Raw genomic sequence first — 19,516 nt, 5'->3', positions numbered from 1 at the left:
CTGTTATATTGAAAATAACAGATATTAACTTAGATTTGCGTTTCGCATCATTTTTTACTGAAATCAATGAAAATTAAGTACATAGTATACGCACTGCTTCTTGTTGGAATTGGCGCTCTTATTTATTACCGTATTGCTGAAAATAAAAAAAATAAGGCTCCCGAAGGCGGGGGTGGCAAAAAGGAAATGGCAGTAAGCGGCGTAGTGGTACAACCGCAGCCCTTTACTAATGTGCTGTCGCTTTCAGGCTCTATAGAAGCCAATGAGCAGGTAGAGATAAGAAGTGAGGTATCGGGTATAGCCGAAAAAATATACTTTGAAGAAGGCACTACTGTAAAGCAGGGACAGGTACTTTTAAAGATTAATGACATTGAGCTAAGGGCACAGGCAGGAGAGGCGCGCACCAGGCAGCAGCTTGCTTCGGAAAATGAAAGGCGTGCTAACCTGCTGTTAAAAAAGCAGGCCATAAGCCAGGAAGAATATGATATTGCAAGCGCCGATTTTAAAACAGCACAGGCACAAACCCAGCTTATAAATGCACAAATAGCAAAAACATCTGTAAGGGCACCGTTTTCCGGAACAATAGGGTTACGGAATATTTCTCCGGGAACTTATGTTACACCCGAAACCTTAATTGCAAGGCTGGTAAACAGCAGTAAAGTAAAAATTACCTTTTCTATACCCGAAAAATATGCATCTGAAGTGAATCAGGGTGCAGAGGTTACTTTTACCGTTGCCGGAAGTAAAGAAGAATTTAAAGCAAAGATATATGCTTTAGAACCTGCTATTGAAGAAACCACAAGGACTTTGCGGGTGCGTGCCATAGCCGATAACAGCAAAGGTAGGCTTATACCGGGCACCTTTGCCAGCATCCGGCTGCCGCTCGAAACTATTCAGGATGCATTTTTAGTGCCGTCTCAGGCTATAGTGCCGGTTCAGGGTGGCAAAAAAGTTTTTACATCGGTAAACGGAAAAGTAAAAGAAGTGGCTGTAGAAACAGGAGCACGTACAGAAAAAGATGTAGTGGTAACCGAAGGCCTGAAAGAAGGCGACACGGTAATAACCACAGGGATATTATCATTAAAAAATGAAATGCCAGTAAAAGTAACGGTAACAACCAAACAGTAACTATGAGCTTATCTACCTTAAGTATTAAACGCCCGGTACTGGCCATAGTTATGAATGTGGCAATAATCCTGTTCGGGATTATTGGCTATACGTTTCTTGGTGTGCGAGAGTTCCCGTCTATAGACCCGGCGCAAATCTCGGTACGTACCAACTATACCGGAGCAAACGCCGACATCATAGAATCTCAGATAACAGAGCCGTTGGAAAAGGCTATCAACTCTATAGATGGTATCCGTACTATAACCTCTTCCAGCAACCAGGGTTCGAGCAGTATTAATATTGAATTTGAACTTGAAAAAGACCTTGAGGAAGCAGCGAACGATGTACGCGATAAAGTGTCTCAGGCCATAAGGCAGTTGCCTGAAGATATAGATGCACCACCTGTGGTATCTAAAGCGGATGCCGACTCTGAACCCATTATTGTAATGACAGTGCAGAGCGCACAACGTACACCTCTTGAAATTGGCGACTATGCCGAGAATGTTATTGCCGAAAGGCTGCAAACTATACCGGGAGTTAGTACCGTGCAGGTTTGGGGAGAAAAAACCTATGCCATGAGGCTCTGGATAGACCCTCTTAAGCTGGCATCATACGGGCTTACAGTAGCAGAGGTGCGCGAAGCCCTTAATAACCAGAATGTAGAGCTTCCTACAGGAAAGTTAACGGGTAACAATACAGAGCTTACCGTTAAAACACTTGGCAACTTAAGCACCGAAGAAGAGTTTAATAATATTATTGTAAAGACTGAAGGCGAGCGAATCGTTACCTTTGGCGATGTAGGGCGAGCTTCGCTTGAAGCAGAGAATCTTGAAACAAAAATGACTAATAATGGCAAGGTGCTCGTGGGGCTTGCCATAGTGCCCCAGCCGGGTACCAACTATCTTGAAATTGCCGACAGGTTTTATGAGCAGTATGAGCAGATGAAGAAAGACCTGCCAAAAGACCTCGAACTTAATATTGCCATAGACAACACCGTATTTATTGAGAAATCGGTACATGAGGTTGCCGAAACGCTTTTAATAGCCATTATACTGGTAACCCTTATTATATATATTTTCTTCAGGGACTGGGCCATAGCGTTGCGACCCCTGTTAGACATACCGGTATCGCTTATAGCTACCTTTTTTATCATGTATATTTTCGGTTTTTCGATAAATGTACTTACCCTTTTAGCAATAGTACTGGCAACGGGCCTTGTGGTAGATGACGGTATTGTGGTAACCGAAAACATCTTTAAAAAGGTAGAAGAAGGCATGTCGCCCATAGAGGCAGCCATAAAAGGCTCTAACGAGATATTTTTTGCGGTGCTCTCCATATCCATTACACTGGCTGCGGTTTTCCTTCCTGTTATTTTTCTTGAAGGTTTCGTGGGCAGGCTCTTTCGAGAGTTTGGAGTCGTCATCGCAGCGGCCGTGCTTATATCGGCATTTGTGTCACTATCACTCACGCCTATGCTTAACGCCTATCTTATTAAAGGCGGCGGACATAAAAAATCAAAATTTTATAATGTTACCGAGAAGTATTTTGAGCGCATGAATGCCGGTTATGCCGGTTCGCTTAAAGACTTCATGAAGAAAAAATGGCTGAGCTTCCCTATACTAATAGGGTGTATAGGACTGATAGCGCTATTTTACACCCTGTTGCCAAAAGAAACCGCACCCTATGATGACAGGAGCTTTGTAGGGATGAATATAACCGCACCCGAAGGCGCATCTTATGAATATATGGACCGTTTTATGCAGGAGATAGAAAAACTGATAAACGATTCGGTACCCGAAAAGAAAGTAAGCCTTGTTATTACCTCACCGGGATGGGGTTCTGCCTCTGTGAACAGCGGGCGTGTGCGTATTGCGCTTACAGAACCGGGACAGCGTGAGCGTTCGCAGGATGAGATAGCACAGAAGCTTACACAGTGGACAAAGCAATATCCTGAAGCACGTACATCTGTATCGCAACAGCCAACTATTGCTGTTAACAGGCGTGGTGGCTTCCCGATACAGTATATTATACAGGCACCTACTTTTGAAAAACTGGAGGAAAAGCTGCCGCAGTTTATGGAGGTAGTAAATAACGACCCGACATTTTCTATGACCGACCTTAACCTGAAGTTTAACAAGCCCGAAATAAATGTGACCATAGACAGGGAAAAAGCGCAAACACTGGGTGTATCGTTAATGGATGTTGCGCAGACATTGCAGCTTTCGCTTAGTGGGCAGCGTTTCGGCTATTTTATGATGAAGGGCAAGCAGTACCAGGTTATAGGACAGTTTGAGGAAGAAGACCGCAATGCTCCGCTTGACCTGACCTCTATTTTTGTAAAGATCGATACTGGGCAACTGATACAAATGGATAACCTTGTTACCATAACCGAGCAGAGCAGCCCGCCGCAACTGTACCACCACAACAGGTTTATGTCGGCAACCGTATCAGCGGGGCTTGCGCCGGGCATGAGTATCAATGATGGTATAGAAGCTATGGAAAGGGCAAAGGAAAAGGTGCTTGACGACAGCTTTACTACAGACTTGGGAGGCGAGTCCCGCGATTTTGTAGAGAGTAGCTCTAACACGCTCTTTGCATTCGGGTTGGCGTTATTGCTCATCTACCTGATACTGGCAGGCCAGTTTGAAAGTTTTATAGACCCGTTCATCATCATACTTACCGTTCCTATGGCTGTTGCCGGGGCACTGCTTTCGCTATGGCTTTTCGGGCAAAGCTGGAATATCTTCAGCCAGATTGGTACCATTATGCTGATTGGACTGGTAACTAAAAACGGTATCCTTATCGTAGAGTTCGCTAACCAGCTTCGCGAAGAAGGGAAATCAAAATATGATGCCATTGTAGAAGCGGCCGAGTCGCGCCTTCGCCCGATTTTGATGACGAGCCTTGCCATTGCACTGGGTGCATTGCCTATTGCACTGTCGCTTGGGGCGGCTTCTACAAGCCGTATCGGTATGGGTGTTGTAATTGTAGGCGGAACTATATTCTCGCTGGTGCTTACACTGTTTGTTATCCCGGGCATTTATTACATGTGGTCGAGGCCGAAGAAGCACAGGCCGGAGTTTGATAATATAGATAAACTATAATTGCTGTATGAGGAGTATAATCATATACCTCTTTGCGTGCATTGGCTTTACTGCCGGTGCGCAGGAGCTTTTAACAGTAGAAGAAGCTGTTGCCATTGCACTTAAAAATAATTACGAAATAAGAATAGCGGCTAACGAACTTAAAATTGATGAGCAAAACGTCAGCCTTGCAAACGCAGGGCTATTACCCAACCTTAGCGGGACTTTTACGCAGGATAACCAGATACAAAACTCTAGGCAGGTGAGGAGTGACGGCACCGTGCAGGAGCTGGATAATGCCCTTAACAACCGTATGGAGTATGGTATTAACCTGGGCTGGACAATTTTTGACGGTTTCGGCATGTTTGCCCGTTATGACCAGCTTAAGGAATTTGAAGATTTAGGTGAGACAGAGCTTAAGCTTACCGTGCTTAACCGCATTAGCGATGTAATGACAACATATTTTGATATAGTACAGCAACAGCAGGTGCTAAAAGCGCTTGATACTGCCATTGTTATATCAAACGAAAGGGTAGAAACCGCCCAGAACAGGTTTAGTATTGGTAAGGCTGCAAAGTTGGAAGTACTTAATGCACAGGTTGACCTTAATACCGACCAAACCAATTTTTTAAGGCAGAAAGAGCAGTACCAAAACACGAAAACCTATCTCAACGAACTAATGGCCCGCAAGCTTGATACTGATTTTGTAGTGGCAGATTCTGTAATTATTGATGACAGGCTGAAACTGGTTGACTTAATATCTTTGGCTGACAGCCAGAACCCCGAAATAAAAATTGCCCTTATTAATAAGCGTATAGCCGAGCTTAACCTGAAACAGGTACGAGCAAACCGCTATCCGCAGATTAATGTAAATACGGGCTATGTTATAACCGATGCTGAATCGAGCCTTGGCTTTGCGAGAGAGAACTACGGGCGAGGATTTAGCTATGGTGTCGGGGCTTCCATCAATATCTTTAACGGATTCCTTCAAAATCGCAACGAAAAGATTGCAAAGCTGCAGATAGATAATTCGCAACTACAGATAGAACAGCAAAAGCAAACGGTAAACTCACAGTTAATGACAGCTTTTCAAACCTATCTTACCAATTTAGAGCTGGTAAAGCTTGAAGCGCGTAACGAGGAGATAGCCGAGGAAAACCTTGATATTACCATGGCAAAATTCAGGATAGGTACTATAACCACACTTGAGGTGCGCACGGCGCAGTTAAACTATATAAATGCAATGGCACGAAACAGTTCGGCACAGTTTCAGGCAAAAATGTCAGAAGTAAGGCTTAAAGAGCTTGCCGGCAACATAGAACTGGAATAAAAAAAGCCTCAAAAATTACAGTTACTTACAGCACTTTAGTGATTACTGTAATTTTTGAGGCTGCTTTATATCCTTAACTATCTTTTACTCAGAAGCAATTTTCTTTAGGCTTGCTATGGTATCGGCAGGGTTGTCGCTTTTAAACACAAAATTACCGGCTACAAGTACATCTGCACCCGCCTCAACAAGCTTAGCCGCATTTTTATCGCTTACACCACCATCTATCTCTATAAGTGTATTAGCACCATTGCGTGTTATGATCTCTTTTAGCTGCCTTACTTTTTTATACGTATTTTCTATAAAAGACTGCCCGCCAAAGCCTGGGTTAACACTCATCATGCAAACAAGGTCGGTGTCGTTAATAACATCTTCCAGCAGGCTTACATTGGTATGCGGGTTTATTGCTATACCGGCTTTCATGCCTTCGGCTTTAATAGCCTGTAGTGTGCGGTGCAGGTGTGTGCAGGCTTCAAAATGCACACTAAGGTTTGTAGCACCAAGTTCGGCAAAGGTTTTTATATAGCGGTCTGGCTCAACAATCATGAGGTGCACATCAATCGTTTTTTTGGCATGGCGGGCAATAGCATCCAGTACCGGCATCCCGAAAGATATGTTAGGCACGAACACGCCATCCATAATATCAATATGAAACCAGTCGGCCTCACTATTGTTAATCATTTCGATATCGTGCTGCAGGTTGGCAAAATCTGCCGAAAGCACCGATGGTGCAATAAGGGTATTTTTCATGTTATATGCTGTGTTGTTGTATGGCTGCAAAGATAATGCGTATAATGCAATTTTTACAGATATAAAAAGGTGTAAAAAAGAAAAACTCCGGTAATCAGCCGGAGTTCAATCATCAATCAAAAAACGAACAGTTATTGAACTGTAAGTGCTTTAAATATTTTAAGTATCGGAATTTCATTATTTGATGCGCCAAAATACAACATTTAGCTAAAATATAAAATTCCTGAAACAAAATTTTCGGAAAATATGCTTATCCCAAGTAGGTTTTCAGGATTTTGCTGCGTGATGTGTGCTTTAACCTCCTGATAGCCTTTTCTTTAATCTGACGCACACGCTCGCGGGTAAGGTCAAAAGTTTCACCTATTTCCTCAAGCGTCATCGGATGCTGGTCTCCTAAACCGAAGTAAAGGCGCACTACATCAGCCTCACGTGGTGTAAGCGTTTCAAGCGCCCTTTCAATTTCTGTGCGTAACGATTCGTGAATCAGCTCGCGGTCAGGGTTTGGCGATTCGCCTGAACGTAAAACGTCATAAAGGTTAGAGTCTTCACCTTCAACAAGTGGTGCATCCATAGATAGGTGGCGGCCCGAGTTTTTCATGCTCTCCTTAACATCGTTAACGGTCATGTCAAGCTCTTTCGCTATTTCTTCTGCCGAAGGGGCACGCTCGTTACTTTGCTCAAGCAAAGCATACATTTTATTGATCTTGTTGATAGAGCCGATTTTATTCAGCGGAAGGCGCACAATCCTTGACTGCTCTGCAAGAGCCTGCAATATAGACTGGCGAATCCACCAAACGGCATACGATATAAATTTAAAACCGCGGGTTTCATCAAAACGCTGTGCGGCTTTTATAAGTCCTAAGTTACCTTCGTTAATAAGGTCAGGAAGGGTTAACCCCTGGTTTTGGTACTGCTTCGCTACCGATACCACGAACCTTAGGTTAGCTTTAGTCAGTTTTTCAAGTGCCCTCTGGTCTCCCGCTTTAATGCGTTGTGCCAGTTCTACCTCCTCATCCGCAGTAATTAAATCTACTTTTCCAATCTCCTGAAGGTATTTGTCCAGTGAAGCAGTTTCCCTGTTGGTTACCTGCTTGGTTATTTTTAATTGTCTCATGTAATAAATCCTGAGTGTTTAAAGTATGTGGGTAGTTATACGTAACAGGTAAAGAAAAAGTTACACACAGCTAACAAATTTTTAAAATTTAACTTTTGGGCAAATAAAAACCCTGCCGTTTCGGGCAGGGTTGGTTCTGTTTGTTGCTTTACTGGTAAATTATGTTAGGTAAGTCTGCCTAAAAGCCCCGGCATTTGTTTGCCCTGAACTTCAAATACCGCTTTTAACCATAAAGGAAATAAAAGTGGCACTACTATAAAGGATAGCTTGTTAAAGCCCCATGCCTCTGCAAATTCAAAATGAATAAAGTGCATGGTAGCCCTGGTTAATCCGCAGGCATAACATTCCATACCGGCCAGCATTTTAGAAAGGCAAACACTTTCGCCTTTGTCAAAAAAATCAGATGGTAACAGGAACAATACAAACGGAGCCAGCAATGTAACCCAGACTCTTGTATAGAAGACAAACTTTTTAATCATTATTTACTATAAAAGGTAAGCTGTTACAGTGTTTTAGAGTACCTTCCGTTCTTAGGCTGAAGATCTCCTGTGATGATCCTTACAAGGTCAATAAGAGCCCAGATACCACAACCACCAAGAGTTAGTAACTGAACGATACCTTGCCAAGTGTAGCCAAGGTAAAAACGGTGGATACCAAGACCACCTACAAGAGCACAAAGAACAAGTGCGATAACCTGGCTTTTTCCGCTTGCAGCAGCTGCAGGAGAAGAAAGCTCGTCATTTTGCTCTTCAACAACTGTTACGTTGTTTGTAGTAGTTCTTTGCACAGGGAAAGAAGCATACATAGCCGTTACTGAAAGCATCAGCACAGCAACTAGTGAAAACAATAGTTTTAATTTCATAGATAAATGTTTTAAGTTTGTGCCAAATATATAAAAAACTTCACATGAAAATAAAACTGCTTTTAACTTTCTTTATATTTTCTTTAACTATTTATTCACAAGAGAAGTATGAGTACTACGGCGGTGTTAAGTTAAATGGTGATGATAAGACAATTATATCCTACAGGTTAGTGTTTACCGAACAGGACGGAAAAATTACAGGATACTCTGTTACAGACCTTGGCGGTGAACATGAAACAAAAAATGTGGTATCAGGTTTTTATAATAAGAAGACAAAAGAGTTTACTTTTAAAGAAAAAGATATCCTTTACACTAAGTCACCCATAAGTGATGATATGTTTTGTTTTATCAATTTTACAGGAAAAGTAAAGCTTGTAAACGATAACAGCGCTATGGAGGGCGACTTTAAAGGGCTCTTTAAGAACAATACAAAGTGTATTGACGGTACAATTACGCTTATTGGCAACGCCAAAATATATAAGATGTTAAACAAGCTTAATAAGAAAATTCAGCGTTCCGGTAAAGTAGATGAAGAGACCAAGCGTAAAGTTAACCCTGTTGCCATACTTGACAGCCTGAAGGTAAACAACCTGATAAAGAACCAAAACCTTAACGTGTTTGTAGATTCTGACAAGGTATTACTTGAGATCTGGGATGCCGGTAAAGAAGATGGCGACAAGATAAGCCTGCGCCAGAATGGTGAGTTTATACTGCGCGATTACCAAGTAACCAATAAGAAAAGGATTGTAACAATAGATATGTCTAAAACCACTACCTTCCAGATAACTGCCCTTAATGAGGGGACTGTTGCGCCCAATACCGCTATGATAAGGCTGATAGATAAGGACAGGACTGTTGAGCTGATGAGTAACCTTAAACAGAACGAAAGTGCCTCAATAACACTGATAAAAAGAAAAGAATAGCCGCAAGGCTATTTTTTTCTTTTATAACCCTGTGTGAGTCTCCTCCTGCATCCGCAGCAGGTAGTGTGCTGTTTTTTGCCTTGCCCTGTTAAAGAATATTTTACGGTCTCTGGTGCCCGATTGGTTCAGCGATTTAGAGTTGCGTATCTGGTGACGGAAGAAATCCTTTGCATTGGTGCAGGTTTCCTTATCAGATGTTATAAAATAGCCCAGCATAGTATAAGGTACAAAAAGCGCCTGCTTTTCGGGAGCGGTTATCAAAACATTATTGTTAAGGATTAAAAGCTCGTTGTAATACAGACAGTAATTAGCATTTTCAGTACTGCATTTATGTTCCACTTCTGTAAGTACCTTTTCAAGGTCTGCACAAAGCAGCTCTGCGTTTTGCAGGTTTAAAAGCCCCGCCTGGAAATAGTAATAAATTTGCTGCAGGGTACTGTTTATAGTAGTATCATTCCATATTTCATGCACTTCGGCACTTTCATAAACAGCTTTAAGTTTAGTGCTGTATTCCAGTAATGAGCGGCTTAGCGTAAAGTTTTCGAAAGTATTATCGGTTTCCGAACCACGAAGCAGGTTAAGCCATACATACATTTTAAATTTAGAGAGAAGTGTGCCGCCAATGGTATGAAACAGCGGTATGTCCTTCGCCGAATAATACATTTTTGCACCATCAGTATTTTTAAAATACTCCAGCCGCCGGGCAGATTCCATAAAGTAAACTTCCATATCGGCTTCGCTCTGTATTTCTTTAGTTTTCTCGACAATAACTTTTTTGCTGTCGGTAAAAAGTAGGTCCATAGACAGTGAAAAGTGTTTGCAAAGTGCTATTGTTTCTTCTATAGAAAATTTACTTTTCAGCGATATGCGCCTGTGTGCCGCATCATAGCTAATATTAAGTATAGCAGCAACTTCATCTATTACAGATGCATTTTGGGGTATGTGATTTCGTATCGTACGAATTAATTTATCCTGATTACTCATTTGCGAAAAACACAAATGTAAGGTTTATTATTATTTATTGTCACAATTCAAGTTGTTTTTATCACAATAGATTTGCTTCAGATATAAAACAAATTTTTATGAAGACATTTAATTTGATTGCAGCACTTTTGAGCTTTACATTTTGTTTTGCACAATATGACACTCCGCCGTATAACAGTAACTTACCGCAGGATGTACGCAAAAAAAATGAAAACGTGAGTTTTGAACCCGGCCTGAGAGTGCCTATAGGTGCTCTTGCTGATGTAATGGGAGCTTCGCCGGAACTTGGTATATGGGTTCGCGGGAGGATTAATGACAACAATTACCTGGATATTGGCGGTTCTGCTTTTGCACTGGAAGAAGCAAATGAGTTTATGTATACAAGCAGGGGCAATACTTATGGCGTAAAGTTAAAAGGGGCAGGAGGTACAGCGGGTTTCAGGCTTGCAAAGGTTTATGACTTATCAGCAGGTAAGTACAAAACAGGGCTGGAATGGCTTTCTACCTTTGGTTATGCCTTTTTAACGTATGAAGATAAATATACTATTACAGGTAATCATAATAACAGTTTTGAAAAAACTGACCTCAAAGCATTCCATACGTTTACGCTGGGGCAGGGCTTTCGTTTTACGGTAGATAATGTTGGCTTGCAGATTAACTATAACTATTCACCATACGGGCAGTTTAACAGCCATGTAAGCAGTGGCTTTGGCGCACACAGCCTTAGCGCGGGTGTAATTTATAAGCTTTAGAAATACTTAATTTAAAAAGATTATGAAGAAATTACCAATATTACTTATACTCTTTCGCCTGCTGCTTGGGCCAGTAATGATTAGCATAACCTATTATTATGGTAAAAGCGCATCCCTTACATTAACTCTATTATTGTTCTTGGGCTTACTATCTGATATTTTTGACGGTATTGTGGCGCGCAGTACCGGCGTTTCTTCGGCAAAGTTAAGGCGCATGGACAGCCAGACCGATCTTGTGTTCTGGCTCTGTGCAGGATGGTGTGCATGGCTGCTGCACCCGCAGATAATTATAGACAATAAATATGCTATCATTACTATTTTTGTAATGGAGGCAGCAACATATGTATTCAGCATTTTAAAGTTTGGCAAAGAAACCTGTACGCACGCATGGCTTTCCAAGCTATGGGGTATTACACTGTTTGTTGCTTTAACATCAATTATCGGATTTGGAAACGGGGGTGTGCCACTTGCGCTGGCAGTTGTTTTCGGGATAATTTCGCATATAGATGTATACCTCATTATACTACTATTGCCTGAATGGACACATGATGTGCCAAGTTGTTACCATGCATGGCTTATCCGTAAAGGGAAGCCTTTTAAAAAGTATAAGTTATTAAACAGTTGAGGTTTATTCCTATTATACCAGGGATTTATATAAGGATATCAGGTTTATCGGCTGCACTTCGTTTCGCTTGAAATGGAACTAGTGGAGGTTGGGTTTTCCATTCCGACCGCAGTGGAGGAATCTCTTGTTTTGTATAAAGATTTCTCGACTTCACTTTGTTTCGCTCGAAATGGAAGCATCTTCCATTCCTAACTTTTTGAGAAATATCGGGTTAGTGTTTCCCTTCCGACCTTAGTGTAGAAATCTTTATATGAAAAAACCCGGTGCAATGCACCGGGTTTTACTTATGTTCAGGGAATAATAATTATTCCTGAGAGTCATTATTATGGCTTTCGCCTTCCGCATCATTTCTGCGTTCTTCCCTCGGGCCACGGTCGCGTGAGTTCCTGTCGTCCCTTCCGCCACGGTTATCCCTGTTGCGGTTGTCGCGGTTACGGTTATCACGGTTGCCGCCGCCTTCCCTCGGTCCCCTGTCCTCGCGCGGAGGGCGGTTCTCATCCCTTGGCGGGCGTGGAAGCAAAGCTTTTCTTGATACTTTTTCTTTACGGGTTTTAGGGTCTATGCCAATATATTTAACTTCAAATACATCGCCCATATTAACCACGTCAGAAACATTTTCAGTACGCTCCCATGCAAGCTCACTCACGTGTAGCAGCACTTCGTTGCCCGGTGCCTGGGTATATTCTACCACTGCGCCAAAATCAAGCATCTTGATAACCTTAACCTCATACGTTTCGCCAACTGAAGGCTTAAATATGATAGAGTCAATCTTATCAAGTACCGCCTTAATTCCTTCAGGGCTTGTACCTAAAATTTCTACTTCTCCCTGCTCATCCACTTCGTTTATTACAATTGTAGTACCCGTAGCCTTTTGCAGTTCCTGTATTACTTTACCACCAGGGCCAATAAGCGCACCGATAAATGCACCCGGTATAGTGGTCTTAATGATTTTAGGAGCGTGGCGTTTTACATCTTCCCTCGGCTCGGCAATAACTTCTGTTAGCTTACCAAGAATGTGCATACGGCCTTCACGGGCCTGGTCAAGGGCTTTCTCCATAATCTCATAGTTAAGGCCCTCTATCTTGATGTCCATCTGGCAGGCAGTAATACCGTCTTCGGTACCTGTAACTTTAAAGTCCATATCGCCAAGGTGGTCTTCATCACCAAGAATGTCGCTTAACACGGCATAACGCCCTGTCTTATCATCAGAGATAAGACCCATTGCTATACCCGATACAGGTTTTTTCATCTTTATACCGGCATCCATAAGTGCAAGCGTACCTGCACATACAGTAGCCATAGATGATGAACCGTTAGATTCTAATACTTCAGATACTATACGGATTGTATAAGGAACATCCGAAGGCAGCATGTTTTTAAGTGCACGTTGTGCAAGGTTACCGTGGCCTACTTCACGCCTTGAAGTTCCCCTGAGTGGTTTTGCTTCACCTGTAGAGAACGGCGGAAAGTTATAGTGCAGGTAAAAACGCTCTTCGCCCTGTTCTGACGGAAGGTCTATTACATTAGCCTCGCGTGAAGTACCAAGGGTTACCGTAGCAAGCGCCTGGGTTTCGCCGCGTGTAAATAATGCTGAACCGTGTGGTGAAGGCAGGTAATCTACCTCGCACCATATAGGGCGTATCTCGTTGGTCTTACGTCCGTCAAGACGCAGGCCAAGATCTAATATTACATTACGAACCGCTTCTTTTTGCGACTGCTTAAGATATTTACTGATAAGCTCGCCTTTTTCAAGAAGTTCCTCCTCTTCAAAAGCAGCCAGTATTTCTTCCTTAATTTCGGCAAACTTTTCACCACGCTCATGCTTTGCAGAACTTTCTTTTGCAATGGCGAAGTATTTTTCGTAGCTCAGTTCAAATATCTTAGCTTTAAGCTCGTCATCATTAGCTTCAGCTTCATATTCCCTGAAGCCTTTGTTAACAGCTGCCCTTAAGCGTTCCTGAATCTCTATCTGTTTCTTGATGGCTTCGTGTGCAAACTTAATTGCCTCTACCATTTCAGCTTCAGATATTTCCTTCATTTCACCTTCTACCATTGCAACAGAGTCAGCGCTCGCACCAATCATCATATCAATGTCGCTTTCTGCAAGCTGCTCACGGCTTGGGTTTATGATAAGCTCTCCGTTTACACGGCCTACGCGCACTTCAGATATAAGTGTGTAGAAAGGCACATCTGATACGGCAAGCGCTGCAGAGGCGGCAAGGCCCGCAAGCGAATCAGGCATAACGTTTTCGTCATGGCTCATCAGCTGTATCATTACCTGTGTCTCGGCGTGGTAATCATCCGGAAACAAAGGGCGCAGTACCCTGTCTACAAGGCGCATGGTAAGTACTTCCGCATCGCTTGGGCGTGCCTCGCGCTTAAAGAAGCCACCGGGAAAACGCCCTGCGGCAGCAAATTTTTCACGGTAATCTACCGTAAGGGGTAAAAAGTCTATACCGGGTGCGGCAGTCCTGGCCGATACCACGGTGGCAAGCAGCATGGCGTCTCCCATGCGAACAACTACTGAACCATCGGCCTGCTTTGCCAGTTTGCCGGTCTCGATGGAGATGGAGCGTCCATCACCAAGGTCAATAGTTTCTTTAATAACGTTTAAACTCATACGTTTTTAAGTCATTTGATTAAACAATGGGTTTGTTGTAGTTGTGTTGTTGTGTGTCGTTGTTGTTGTAGTAACCCAATGAAAAACCAAAACTTTTTCTGCAATATAAATAAAACAAAAAGAGGCGCGCGGGCACCTCTTCTCATCTCGATTATTTTCTGATGTTCAATTCTTTGATAATCTCACGATACCTGTTAATCTCTTTTTTCTTGAGGTAGTCAAGAAGGCTCCTTCTTTTACCTACCAGCTTAACAAGCGAGCGCTCTGTGTTAAAATCGTGACGATTTTTTTTAAGGTGCTCTGTAAGGTGGTTAATCCTGAATGTGAAAAGCGCAATCTGGCCTTCGGCAGTACCTGAGTCCTGTCCGTTTTTGCCGTGCTTTGCGAAAATTTGTTCTTTAACTTCTTTAGTCAAGTACATGCCAATATTATTTAAATAATTTTTATGTAACCTCAGGTCTATCCTGATTGGGTGCAAAGGTAAACAAAAAAACTGTTCGTGCAAGCGTAAAGTTTCAAGTTTCAAGTTTAATACTTGTGTTTAATAATCAATGGCTTATAAACATGAAACTTTAAACTTTAAACCAGAATTAAAACAGCTTCGCTACTTCTTCATTTACAAACTCAAGGAAACGTTCATCATTTTCGGTAAATGCATCCAGTATATTAGAGTCGATATCTATTTGCCCAATGTTTTTGCCATCTACAAAAAGTGGTACCACAATTTCAGATTTTACCGTTATGCTGCACGCAATATAATTGTCCTGTGCGGTAACATCGGGCACTACAAAGTTTTTGTTAGATACTGCTACCTGCCCGCATATACCTTTGCCAAACGGTATAACAGTATGGTCTGTAGGCTCGCCGGCATAAGGTCCCAGTATAAGTTCTTCTTTCTCTCCGTTCCTGAAGTAGAAGCCTACCCAGTCATAATAATCTATATTGTCTTTTAGCAGGTGGCACACCTGCAACAGCTTTTCATCGCGCAGCGTATTATCGTGGTGCAGTATGTCGGTTACTTTGGGTTTTAGCTCTTCAAATGTCATATTCAAATATATTTACTGCAAAAGTACATATTGGCTGTTATTTTACCTTAGCTGTTTTTGTTATTTTTGTTGAAAATAGCGTAAATGAGCATCTGGCAAAAAAACCGCCCTTTCTTTCTGTTCCTTATCAAGTTCGGGCTTAGCTACCTTATACTTTCTGTACTGTATTGGCTTTACCTGAGCCAGTATAATGCCGAAGCTAACGAAGCCGATGGTATGACCACTATTGTTGCAGAGCAATCTCAGGATGTGGCGCTGTGGCTTGGGCAGGAAGCATATATTACAGAGCACCCCGAACAGCCGTCTTACAGGTTCTTTATTAATAATAAAGCTGTCGCAAGGGTAGTGGAAGGCTGTAATGCCGTGAGCGTAATGATTTTGTTTGCTGCGTTTGTAGTGGCTTTCTCTACCACGTTTAAGCGGACTTCGCTTTTTATACTGGCAGGCATTGTTATTATACACTTACTAAATGTTGTGCGTGTGGCCCTGCTTTCTATGGGTTTTTATCATTACCCTGAATATAAAGAGCTGATGCATGACATACTTTTTCCGTTATTTATATATGGGGTTGTTTTTGCTTTATGGGTGTTGTGGGTAATGAAAATATCAGGTTATGGAAAAAAGCATTAAAATAAACCCTGTTTCGGCATTAGGTATTGTTGTGCTGGTTGTTATGCTGGTGCTGGTACGCTTGTTTCAGAATGAATTATTTTACGACCCACTTATACCTTTTTTTAAAAAGGAAGGTGCGCCACTGCCGCAAATGGACGACTTTGATCTTTTTCTGGGCCTTGGCTTCCGCTATTTCCTTAACAGCTTTATTTCACTTGGTATATTGTGGCTCGTTTTTAAAGACGGGGCAATAATCAGGTTGTGTTTTATGTTGTATTGCGGGCTCTTTATGCTGCTTACGGCTGTATTCTTTACTGTGTTGAAAGCAGATGATATTAACCTGCTGTTGCTCTTTTACGTAAGGCGCTTTCTTATACAGCCCCTGTTCCTGATACTTTTCTTACCTGCTTTTTACTACCAGAAAGTTATCCGAAATTAAAAAAAATAGCGTAACACGCTGCATAATAGGGATAAATTGCTAATTTTGCATAGCAATGAAATTAAAAAAGCACATAAGTTTTGTTTTGTCGTTTCTCATATTGGCTGCCAATATGGGCTTCGCACTTAATGTGCATTATTGCAAAGGCGAAATCTCTCAGGTTTCGCTGGCTTATAAGTTGCAGGAGCCGTGCGGCACACATCCTGTAAACAATCATCATATTAAAGAAGAAGGCAAGAAATGCTGTGGCACAGCAGATGGTACCCACAAAAGCTGCTGCAAAAATGAGCTGGTAAAGCTAAAGGATAAAGCAGATAATCCTGTTCTTGTAAAATCGTTACAATTAGAGCTTTCCGGTTTTTATACCATCAACGAATGGAAGCCTGTGCAATTTTACCAATTGCAACAGCCTGTAAAGCAGGAGTGTCCCGCTTATTATTGTGACTCTCATGCACCGCCTCTTTTTAAATTATACTGTAAGTATATTTTATACGCTTGATGTAATGTTATAACTCAGTTTTCCTTTACAGGAAATAGATTGATTTTATAAACATTACATACTCATTTTATGCAAAAAATATTTTTAATGGTATTTCTGTTGTCGGCAGCTTTTGCACAGGCACAGGAAACACTAAGCGGTAAAATTCTTGACGAGCAGAAACAACCGCTACCCGGAGCCAGTGTATATTGGCTAAATACTTCTACAGGTGCCTCTACAGATGGCGAAGGGCTTTTTGAACTTCCTTACCAGCCTGAATACAAACAAATTGTTATAAGCTATATAGGCTATAAAACCGATACGCTAAGTGTGAGCAGCCCTGCCTATATTACCCATACCATGACACCCGATAAAGGCAGAGAGCTTGACGTGGTTGAGGTAAACAAAACCCGTAGTAGCCTGCAGCGTTCTCATGTAGAGGCAGCAAATGTAACCAATATGGGCAGTAAAGAGTTACTTAAAGCAGCCTGCTGTAACATTGCCGAAAGCTTTGAAACCAACCCATCTGTAGATGTTAACTTCTCTGATGCCTTAACCGGTACAAGGCAGATAAAAATGCTTGGGCTTACAAGCCCGTACCTGCTTATAGCAGAAGAAAATATACCTGCGGTTCGCGGGGCATCTCAGGCTTACGGGCTTTCTTTTGTGCCGGGCACATGGGTAGAAAGCATACAGATAACAAAAGGGGCAGGCCCTGTAATCAACGGATATGAAAGCATTTCAGGACAAATAAACTATGAGCTTATAAAGCCTGCTGATGATATACCTTTTTTCCTGAATGCATATGGCGGTATGGGCGGCCGTTTTGAGCTGAATACCCATTTTAATAAAAAGGTGTCTGATAAATGGAGCAGCAGCCTTTTTGTGCATGGTAATACCCGTGCATTTAAGAACGACATGAATGATGACGGCTTTCTTGATAACCCCCTTGCAAAACAAATTAACGTGATTAACCGCTGGCAGTACACCGACGCCGAAAAAGGCTGGGTAAGTTTTATAAACGCACGTTACATGCGCGATGAAAAGCAGGCCGGCGAAGTAGATTTTGACCCTGATACTGATAAGTTTACCACAAACCACTGGGGATCTGAAATTGATACAGATAAACTGGACCTTTCGGCAAAACTGGGATATGTATTCCCTGATATGCCTTACCAGAGTATTGGGCTGCAAACAGCCTATAACTGGCACAAGCAGGATTCCTACTTTGGCTTTAACCGTTATGATATAGACCAGAAGAGTTTTTACTCTAACCTGATATTAAACTCCATTATTAATAATACGCTTAATAAGTTCTCTGCCGGTTTAAACTTCAGTTACGACAAGTATAACGAGTTTGTGGCATTGCCGGGTTCAATTGGTTTAACATCGCGCGATTTTGACAGGGTAGATAACTCGGTAGGTGCATTTTTTGAATATACTTATGATAACACTGATGATCTTACCATAGTAGCCGGTGCGCGCTTTGATGTGCACAACCGCCTGGGTGCTTTCTTTACCCCGAGGCTGCACCTTCGTTACAACCCGTGGGAGAGGGGCGTGCTTCGCCTTTCGGCGGGCAGGGGCAAAAGGGCTGCTAATATTTTTGCTGAAAACCAGCAGTATTTCGGCAGTTCGCGTCAATTCTCTATAAATGATAATAACGGAAACGTGTACGGGCTTAACCCTGAGATTGCCTGGAATTATGGCCTCAGCTTTATGCAGGGCTTTACATTGTTTAACAGGAATGCCGAATTTATAGTAGATTTTTACAGGACTGATTTTCAGGAGAAGGTAGTAGCAGATGTTTATGCATCGCCTCAACAGTTAGTGTTTTATAATGTTGGCAGTGGCAGTGCCTATGCCAACAGCTTTCAGGCAGAGCTTAACTATGAAATTACCCGTCATTTTAATATACGTACTGCATACAAATACTATGACGTAGCTACAGATTACCTTACTACAGGCAACCAGCAAATGCCGTTGCAGCCAAAGCACAGGTTTTTTGCTAACTTAGCTTATGAAACCCACGTGCATGAAGGCGGCAAACAATGGAAGTTCGATTTTACATACAACTGGCTGGGCAAACAGCGCCTGCCATATACCGGAAGCAACCCTGTTGCAGACCGTATGCCTGAATATTCACCTTCATTCTCTTTAATGAATGCACAAATTACACGAAGCTTTTCAAGCGTGTTTGAGGTGTATGTTGGCGGAGAGAATATAGGGAACTACAGGCAGGATAAAGCTATTTTAGGGGCAGATAACCCTTTCGGCCCGCATTTTGATACTTCTATAGTATATGCGCCTGTGTTTGGGCAAATGTATTATGCAGGTTTACGCTTTAAGATAAAATAAACCAATTGATACAATTAATTATATTTACAAAACTTAAATTACAGATTATGAAGAAACTGATTGTTATACTTGTAGTGGTGCTGGCAGGCTTTGCAGCCCAGGCACAGGAAAAGAAGAACAAAAACGCAAAGCACGAAATAGCGGTTAAAGGCAACTGCGAAATGTGCGAAAAACGTATAGAAAAAGCCGCTTTAGGGGTTAAAGGTGTTAAATATGCCGACTGGCATGCCGATCATCAGGATCTTCATCTTATTATTGATGAAAACAAATGCAGCCTTGATGATGTGCGAAAGGCAATAGCCAAGTCCGGCCACGATACCGATACAGTTAAGGCAGATGACAAAGATTATGAAAAGCTGCACGACTGCTGCCAGTACGACAGAGGATAATATAAATCATACATAAGTATATTATAGCCCCGGCATAATGCCGGGGC

Annotated in this window: 19 protein-coding genes; 11 read left to right on the top strand and 8 right to left on the bottom strand. The window is 42.1% G+C overall.

The annotated features are described in order from the left end of the window. The first annotated feature begins 66 nt into the window (after positions 1-66). Genes Q0K96_RS12180 through Q0K96_RS12170 form a run of 3 tightly spaced genes read left to right on the top strand, consistent with a single transcriptional unit; the run spans position 67 to position 5,520 of the window. Complete coding sequence (locus Q0K96_RS12180) at positions 67-1,128, top strand: efflux RND transporter periplasmic adaptor subunit (RefSeq protein WP_297334263.1); 1,062 nt, start codon at positions 67-69, stop codon at positions 1,126-1,128. Between the two features lie 2 nt (positions 1,129-1,130). Then, entirely contained in the window at positions 1,131-4,211 is a 3,081-nt protein-coding gene (locus Q0K96_RS12175; RefSeq protein ID WP_297334262.1) for an efflux RND transporter permease subunit, read from the top strand. Between the two features lie 7 nt (positions 4,212-4,218). Next, positions 4,219-5,520, top strand: a complete 1,302-nt coding sequence (locus Q0K96_RS12170) for a TolC family protein (protein WP_297334261.1) — start codon at positions 4,219-4,221, stop codon at positions 5,518-5,520. An 84-nt stretch (positions 5,521-5,604) separates the two neighbouring features. Here Q0K96_RS12170 and rpe read toward each other — a convergent pair whose 3' ends face one another. From rpe to Q0K96_RS12150, 4 genes are all read right to left on the bottom strand, one after another. After that, entirely contained in the window at positions 5,605-6,267 is a 663-nt protein-coding gene (gene rpe, locus Q0K96_RS12165; protein WP_297334260.1) for a ribulose-phosphate 3-epimerase, read from the bottom strand. A gap of 250 nt (positions 6,268-6,517) precedes the next feature. Continuing rightward, complete coding sequence (locus tag Q0K96_RS12160) at positions 6,518-7,381, bottom strand: sigma-70 family RNA polymerase sigma factor (protein ID WP_020212501.1); 864 nt, start codon at positions 7,379-7,381, stop codon at positions 6,518-6,520. A gap of 164 nt (positions 7,382-7,545) precedes the next feature. After that, positions 7,546-7,860: a DUF2752 domain-containing protein gene (locus Q0K96_RS12155; RefSeq protein ID WP_223053037.1), complete on the bottom strand. Its 315-nt coding sequence runs from the start codon at positions 7,858-7,860 to the stop codon at positions 7,546-7,548. Positions 7,861-7,883: 23 nt separating this feature from the next. Next, the gene (locus Q0K96_RS12150) at positions 7,884-8,228 is read right to left on the bottom strand and encodes a TM2 domain-containing protein (protein ID WP_236937601.1); all 345 of its coding nucleotides are present in this window, start codon (positions 8,226-8,228) and stop codon (positions 7,884-7,886) included. A gap of 59 nt (positions 8,229-8,287) precedes the next feature. On the opposite strand from Q0K96_RS12150, the gene Q0K96_RS12145 reads away from it, so the two are divergent. After that, on the top strand, positions 8,288-9,166 hold the full coding sequence (locus tag Q0K96_RS12145; RefSeq protein ID WP_297334259.1) for a hypothetical protein: 879 nt from the start codon (positions 8,288-8,290) through the stop codon (positions 9,164-9,166). Positions 9,167-9,187: 21 nt separating this feature from the next. Here the strand turns inward: Q0K96_RS12145 and Q0K96_RS12140 are convergent, their stop codons facing one another. Continuing rightward, positions 9,188-10,150, bottom strand: coding sequence for a hypothetical protein (locus Q0K96_RS12140; RefSeq protein WP_297334258.1), 963 nt, complete (start codon positions 10,148-10,150; stop codon positions 9,188-9,190). Positions 10,151-10,248: 98 nt separating this feature from the next. On the opposite strand from Q0K96_RS12140, the gene Q0K96_RS12135 reads away from it, so the two are divergent. Together Q0K96_RS12135 and Q0K96_RS12130 are read left to right on the top strand one after the other, a co-directional pair. Beyond that, positions 10,249-10,902 carry a hypothetical protein gene (locus tag Q0K96_RS12135; RefSeq protein WP_297334257.1) on the top strand — a complete coding sequence of 218 codons (654 nt, stop codon included), beginning with the start codon at positions 10,249-10,251 and terminating at the stop codon, positions 10,900-10,902. A 22-nt stretch (positions 10,903-10,924) separates the two neighbouring features. Next, positions 10,925-11,527 (top strand): CDP-alcohol phosphatidyltransferase family protein, encoded by a 603-nt coding sequence (locus tag Q0K96_RS12130; RefSeq protein ID WP_297334256.1) that lies wholly within the window; start codon positions 10,925-10,927, stop codon positions 11,525-11,527. Between the two features lie 304 nt (positions 11,528-11,831). On the opposite strand, the gene Q0K96_RS12125 is transcribed toward Q0K96_RS12130, so the two are convergent. The 3 genes from Q0K96_RS12125 to Q0K96_RS12115 form a co-directional block, all read right to left on the bottom strand. Next, complete coding sequence (locus tag Q0K96_RS12125) at positions 11,832-14,147, bottom strand: polyribonucleotide nucleotidyltransferase (RefSeq protein ID WP_297334255.1); 2,316 nt, start codon at positions 14,145-14,147, stop codon at positions 11,832-11,834. Between the two features lie 151 nt (positions 14,148-14,298). Next, a complete protein-coding gene (rpsO, locus tag Q0K96_RS12120) occupies positions 14,299-14,568 on the bottom strand; it encodes a 30S ribosomal protein S15 (RefSeq protein WP_297334254.1) in 270 nt (89 codons plus the stop codon). A gap of 169 nt (positions 14,569-14,737) precedes the next feature. Next, positions 14,738-15,193 (bottom strand): GAF domain-containing protein, encoded by a 456-nt coding sequence (locus Q0K96_RS12115; protein ID WP_297334253.1) that lies wholly within the window; start codon positions 15,191-15,193, stop codon positions 14,738-14,740. Positions 15,194-15,277: 84 nt separating this feature from the next. Here Q0K96_RS12115 and xrtF point away from each other — a divergent pair, with 84 nt between their 5' ends. The 5 genes from xrtF to Q0K96_RS12090 all read left to right on the top strand — a co-directional run bounded on the left by xrtF (position 15,278) and on the right by Q0K96_RS12090 (position 19,469). Next, positions 15,278-15,823 (top strand): exosortase family protein XrtF, encoded by a 546-nt coding sequence (gene xrtF, locus Q0K96_RS12110; RefSeq protein WP_297334252.1) that lies wholly within the window; start codon positions 15,278-15,280, stop codon positions 15,821-15,823. After that, positions 15,807-16,244, top strand: a complete 438-nt coding sequence (locus Q0K96_RS12105; RefSeq protein WP_297334251.1) for an exosortase F system-associated protein — start codon at positions 15,807-15,809, stop codon at positions 16,242-16,244. Before xrtF ends, Q0K96_RS12105 begins: the two co-directional genes overlap by 17 nt. Positions 16,245-16,299: 55 nt before the next feature. Further along, positions 16,300-16,743: a hypothetical protein gene (locus tag Q0K96_RS12100; protein ID WP_297334250.1), complete on the top strand. Its 444-nt coding sequence runs from the start codon at positions 16,300-16,302 to the stop codon at positions 16,741-16,743. A 69-nt stretch (positions 16,744-16,812) separates the two neighbouring features. Beyond that, complete coding sequence (locus Q0K96_RS12095) at positions 16,813-19,080, top strand: TonB-dependent receptor (protein WP_297334249.1); 2,268 nt, start codon at positions 16,813-16,815, stop codon at positions 19,078-19,080. 47 nt (positions 19,081-19,127) lie between these two features. Next, complete coding sequence (locus Q0K96_RS12090) at positions 19,128-19,469, top strand: metal transporter (protein ID WP_297334248.1); 342 nt, start codon at positions 19,128-19,130, stop codon at positions 19,467-19,469. Positions 19,470-19,516 lie beyond the last annotated feature (47 nt).

The sequence above is a fragment of the Flavobacterium sp. genome (assembly GCF_024305175.1).
Lineage (GTDB): Bacteria > Bacteroidota > Bacteroidia > Flavobacteriales > Flavobacteriaceae > Flavobacterium.
The sequence above is the reverse complement of the archived record's forward strand: the minus strand, read 5'-3'. Positions and strand labels throughout refer to the sequence as shown.